Origin of the sequence: Arthrobacter sp. 2YAF22_2 (assembly GCF_052114645.1) — a bacterium.
Lineage (GTDB): Bacteria > Actinomycetota > Actinomycetes > Actinomycetales > Micrococcaceae > Arthrobacter.
In genome coordinates this window covers 1-5,079 of the sequence record NZ_JBFRFD010000269.1, presented here as the reverse complement: position 1 = coordinate 5,079, position 5,079 = coordinate 1, and the positions used below count along the sequence as shown (strand labels likewise).

The window sequence follows — 5,079 nt, the reverse complement described above, 5'->3', positions numbered from 1 at the left end:
ACGCAATTCGCGTTAAGCGTTTGACGCGACGGCGGCGTGGTGCCACACTTTTTCTATCTGACTCTGCTGCACCATGCAGAGGCCCCAAAGACGTGGAGTAATCATGACTGTCCCATCCGGCAAGCCGCGCAAGATCATCCTGGACTGCGATCCCGGCCACGATGACGCCGTCGCCCTCCTGCTGGCGCACGGCAACCCGAACATCGACCTGCTGGCCGTGACCACTGTGGTCGGCAACCAGACGCTGGAAAAGGTGACCCGCAACGCCCTGACCGTGGGCACCATCGCCGGCATCACCGGCGTCCCGTTCGCCGCCGGCTGCGACCGCCCGCTGGTCCGAAAAATCGAAACGGCGCCCGACATCCACGGCGACACCGGCATGGACGGCCCGGCCCAGCCCGACTCCGCCATCACCCTGGACCCGCGCCACGCCGTCGACCTCATCATTGAGACGATCATGGCCCACGAGCCCGGCACCGTGACCCTGGTCCCCACCGCGGGGCTGACCAACATTGCGATGGCGGCCCGCAAGGAGCCGCGCATCGTTGAGCGCGTGCAGGAAGTGGTCCTGATGGGCGGCGGCTACCACGTGGGCAACTGGAGCGCCGTGTCCGAATTCAACATCATCATCGACCCCGAAGCCGCCCACATCGTGTTCAACGAAAAGTGGCCGGTGGTCATGGTGGGCCTGGACCTCACGCACCAGGCGCTCGCCACCCCCGAGGTGGTGGCCCAGATCGAGGCGGTGGGCACCAAGCCGGCCAAGTTCGTGATGGAGCTGATGGAGTTCTTCACCAAGACCTACAAGGACGCCCAGGGCTTCGATTTCCCCCCGGTGCACGACCCCTGCGCCGTGGCCTACGTCATCGACCCGACGGTCATGACCACCCGCAAGGTACCGGTGGACATCGAGCTCACCGGCACGCTCACCCTCGGCATGACGGTGGCCGACTTCCGCGCCCCCGCACCCGCCGACTGCCACACCTCCGTCGCCGTGGACCTGGACCATGCGAAGTTCTGGAACCTGGTCACGGACGCCCTCGTGCGCATCGGGGAGGTTGAGCTGTGAGCAACTCCCTGACCGGCTCCAAGTCCGGCACCGCCAATGTCGCCGCGCTGATGACGGCGCTGCTGGCCGCCTGCGTGGCATTCCAGCTCAATGCCTCCATGCTCAGCCCCGCCCTGGTCACCATGGGCCGGGAGCTGAACGCGGACCAGGCCGTCATCGGGCTGTCCCAGACCTCCTTCTTCACCGCCGCGGCGCTGTTCTCGCTGTTCCTGCCGCGCCTGAGCGACATCGTGGGCCGCAAGAAGATCCTGGTCAGCATGATGGTCCTGATGGCCGTCGGCTCCGTCATCTCCGCCCTGGCACCCGACGTCACCTGGCTCTTTGTGGGTCGCATCATCCAGGGCGTCAGCGGCCCCACCGTCCCGCTGTGCCTGATCATGCTCCGCTCGGCGGTCAGCGAACCGAAGAAATACGGTGTCCTGATGGGCCTCATCACCGCCGTCAACGGCGGCATCGCCGGCGTCGACTCCTTCGTCGGCGGCTACTTCGCCGAGCACTACGGCTTCCGCAGCATCTTCTGGCTGATGGTGGGTCTTGGCGTCGTCGCCACGGCCCTGGTCGTTTGGCTGGCCGGCGAAAGCAAGCCCGGCGAGGGCACCAGGATGGACTGGACCGGCGTGTTCTTCATCGTGGTGGCCGTCGGCGCCCTGCTGACTGCGCTGAACCAGGCCTCCGGCCTGCTGGCCGGCTTCTCCGCCGCGACGCTGGCCTGGTCGGTGGGCCTGGCCGTCGCCGCCGTCGTGGCCTTTGCGCTGTTCTGGAAGACCGAAAAACGCTCCAAGCACCCGATGGTGGAGGTGGCCCACCTGCGCCAGCGTGCCACCTGGGCTCCGCTGCTGACCACCACGCTGACCATGACGGGCATCTTCGCCGTCATCAACGGCATCGTGCCCGCCTTCGTGCAGGCCGCGGACCCCGGTTTCGGGATCGGCGCCACCGAGATGTCGCTGCTGATCCTCACCCCGTACGCGCTGCTGGGCTGGGTCTTTGGGCCGATCAGCGGCCGGCTGGCACCCGTGCTGGGCTACACCCGGGTGCTGCGCATCGGCATGGTGGGATCGCTGGTGGCGCTGGCCATCATCGGTTTCTTCGGCCTGCACAACCTCGGGTTCATGATCGCCGGGACCGTACTTCTCGGCATCATGTACGCCGGCACCGTGAATATCATGCTCAACGGCCTGGGCGTCGTGCTCTCACCCAAGGGCAACCCCGGGTTCCTGCCGGGCATGAACGCCGGCGCCTTCAACCTGGGCGCCGGATTGAGCTTCCTGGTGCTGCCGGCCGTACTGGCGTCCGCGGGCTCTATGGGCGGCTCGGGCTCCTATCTGGCCACCGTGGTGGTGGCCCTGGTGCTCACCGCCCTGGCGCTGGGCGCCTCGATGCTGATCCCCAAGCCGGTTGAGGCTGAGGTGGGGCACTGACTATGAATGCACCGACCAACACCGCTAACRCCGGCCGCATCGTGGTGGTGGGCTCGCTGAACGCGGACCTGACCATCTACACCGAGCGGTTGCCGCTGCCCGGCGAGACCCTGCACGGCAGCGGCTTCGCGGTCAACCCGGGCGGCAAGAGCGCCAACCAGGCAGTGGCCGCGGCCCGGCTGGGCGGTGCCGTCACGCTGATCGGCGCAGTGGGGACGGACGACAACGGCGCCATGCTGCTGGCCTCCAYGGCCGGCGCCGGCGTGGACGTCACGCGTGTCCGGAAAACCGCCGAACCCACCGGCGTCGCGGTGATTTCCGTGGACGCGGCCGGGGAAAACTCCATCATCATCGCCGCCGGCGCCAACGGCACGCTGGCGCCGGAGCACGTGGACCCGGCCGCCTTCGACGGTGCCGCCGTCGTGGGCCTCTGCCTGGAGGTGCCGCTGGAGACGGTGCAGGCGGCTGCGCAGGCCGGGCACGACGCTGGCGCCCGGGTGCTGCTGAATCTCTCGCCGTATGCGCCGATTCCGGCGGCCCTGGCCGGGCTGACGGACGTGCTGCTGGTCAACGCCCACGAGGCCTCGCAGTTCCTTGGCGGCTTCGAACTGCCCTCGCCGGCGGCCCCCGAGGCCGACTGGGAGCCCGCCGTGGCGCAGTTTGCCGCGCACGGGCTGATGCAGGTGCTGGTGACGCTGGGCTCGCAGGGATCGGTGGCGCTCGACGCCTCCGCCGGCACCCCGGTGGTCCGGATTGCTCCCACCCGGGTGGAGGCCGTGGATACCACCGGGGCCGGGGATGCCTTCACCGGGGCGGTCGCCGCGCGCCTGGCCGCCGGGGACACCCTGGTGGAAGCCGCCCGCTACGCCTCCGTGGCCGCGGCCATGGCGGCCACCCGCAAGGGCACCCAGACCGCCTATCCCACCGCAGCAGAGGTCAGCGACTTCCGCTAGCTTCCGCAGCAGCTTGTGAGGGTCCGCCGCGGCGGACCCTCACAAGGGTTCGACGACGACGTCCGCCGGGGCCTTGTCCAGGCGCCAGCCGCGCCAGACCGGGTGACGGAGCCTCCCGCTTCCGGTCCATTCACCGAACGTAACCTCGCCCACCAGCTTGGCCGACACCCACCGGGCGTCCGAAGCGTCTTCCGCCGGGACGTCGGCGAAGGGCGACGTCTTGCGCGGCATTGCATCGAGCTGTTGGCGCAGTTCCTTGAGCTCGCGGGTGCTGAACCCGCTGCCCACCCGGCCCACGTAGCGCAGCTTCGGCCCGTCCGGGATCCCCAGCAGCAGCGACCCGACCGAGTCGCGGCGGCCGCCGTTGCCCGGCCGCCAGCCGCCGACCACGACCTCCTGGGTCTTCTCGAACTTGAGCTTGAGCCACGAGCGGCTCCGCTGCCCGACGTAGCGGCCGTCCACGCGCTTGGCCATCACCCCCTCCAGCCCCAGCTCCTCGGCGCTGGCCAGGATGTGCCCGACGTCGGCGTCGATCACCTCGGACAGCGCCACCGGACAGCCGCCCGGCCCGGGTACGTGGCCGAGGAAGGATTCGAGCCGGTCCCGGCGCTCAGCCAAGGGGCGCCGCCGGAGGTCCTCGCCGCCCTCGGTAAGCAGATCGAAGAGCATCAGCCGCACCGGAACTGCGGCTTGCGCCTTCGCGACGTCGGCCGGTTTGCTCAGCTTCATCCGGCCCTGCAGCAGCCCGAAATCGGGGCGGCCGGACGGCCCGACGGCGATGATCTCACCATCGGCGGCGAAGTCCTGCGGGGGCCAGCAGGCCCGGTCCGTAAGTTCCGGGTAGCTGGCGGACATGTCGTTGCCGTTGCGGCTGATCAACCGGATCCGGTCCGCGTCACCCAGGACCAGGGCCCGAACTCCGTCCCATTTGAGTTCGAACTCCCAGTCCTTGTCCGCCAGGTCCGCCCGGGTCCCGGAGCTGGCCAGCATCGGCGCGAGCTCTGCCGGGGCAGGGGCCCGGGCCGAGTGCGGCGCCGAAGTTTCCGTCGTTGCCGGCGCCGCCGGCGCCGGGCGTTCCGTCGTCGTGTGGTTCGACAGGGCAGCAGGAGCCTCCATCAGGTGGATGAGCCACTGGTCGTTCGCCTGTCCGGTGTGGATCAGGGCGAACCTCCGGACGCCGCCCAGGCCGCCTCCCTCCCGCCCGGACAGGGTGGCGATGACTTCTTTTCCGGCGATCCACTTCTCGCACTCGTAGTGCCCTTGGTCCCAGATACTGACGGTCCCGGCCCCGTACTGACCCTTGGGGATAGTCCCTTCGAAGTCCGCGTAGTCCATCGGGTGGTCCTCGGTCTGGACCGCGAGGTGGTTCCTGGCCTTGCTGGTGGGGACTCCCTTGGGCAGCGCCCAGGACACCAGAACGCCGTCGCGCTCGAGTCGGAAGTCGTAGTGCAGCCGGCTGGCGTGGTGTTCCTGGATGACGAAGCTCTCCCGGAGCGTGCCGCCGTCGTAGCTGCCGCGGTGCTGCTCCGCCGTAAATGGCTCCGGCGTGAGCGCCGCATCGCGTTTGGTCCGGTATTTCTCCAGCCGGGGATCGGTGTCGCCGCCATCGCCGACGCCCGCGGGCCGTTGCGATCCC

At 69.3% G+C, this 5,079-nt stretch carries 4 protein-coding genes; 3 read left to right on the top strand and 1 reads right to left on the bottom strand.

Annotation, left to right across the window (positions count from 1 at the left end):
* Positions 1-103 precede the first annotated feature (103 nt).
* Genes uriH through AB4Y86_RS11840 form a run of 3 tightly spaced genes read left to right on the top strand, consistent with a single transcriptional unit; the run spans position 104 to position 3,443 of the window.
* Positions 104-1,069: a uridine-preferring nucleoside hydrolase UriH gene (uriH, locus tag AB4Y86_RS11850; protein ID WP_441402424.1), complete on the top strand. Its 966-nt coding sequence runs from the start codon at positions 104-106 to the stop codon at positions 1,067-1,069.
* Positions 1,070-1,119: 50 nt separating this feature from the next.
* Positions 1,120-2,490, top strand: a complete 1,371-nt coding sequence (uriT, locus tag AB4Y86_RS11845; RefSeq protein ID WP_441402425.1) for a uridine transporter UriT — start codon at positions 1,120-1,122, stop codon at positions 2,488-2,490.
* Between the two features lie 2 nt (positions 2,491-2,492).
* The gene (locus tag AB4Y86_RS11840) at positions 2,493-3,443 is read left to right on the top strand and encodes a ribokinase (protein WP_441402423.1); all 951 of its coding nucleotides are present in this window, start codon (positions 2,493-2,495) and stop codon (positions 3,441-3,443) included.
* A 39-nt stretch (positions 3,444-3,482) separates the two neighbouring features.
* On the opposite strand, the gene ligD is transcribed toward AB4Y86_RS11840, so the two are convergent.
* On the bottom strand, positions 3,483-5,079 hold a 1,597-nt coding region (gene ligD, locus AB4Y86_RS11835), incomplete at its 5' end, for a non-homologous end-joining DNA ligase (RefSeq protein WP_441402422.1).

Bases quoted from the DNA above. Each gene is read 5' to 3' on its own strand.
- uriT (WP_441402425.1), top strand. From the start codon at position 1,120: ATGACGGCGCTGCTGGCCGCCTGCGTGGCATTCCAGCTCAATGCCTCC.
- uriH (WP_441402424.1), top strand. From the start codon at position 104: ATGACTGTCCCATCCGGCAAGCCGCGCAAGATCATCCTGGACTGCGAT.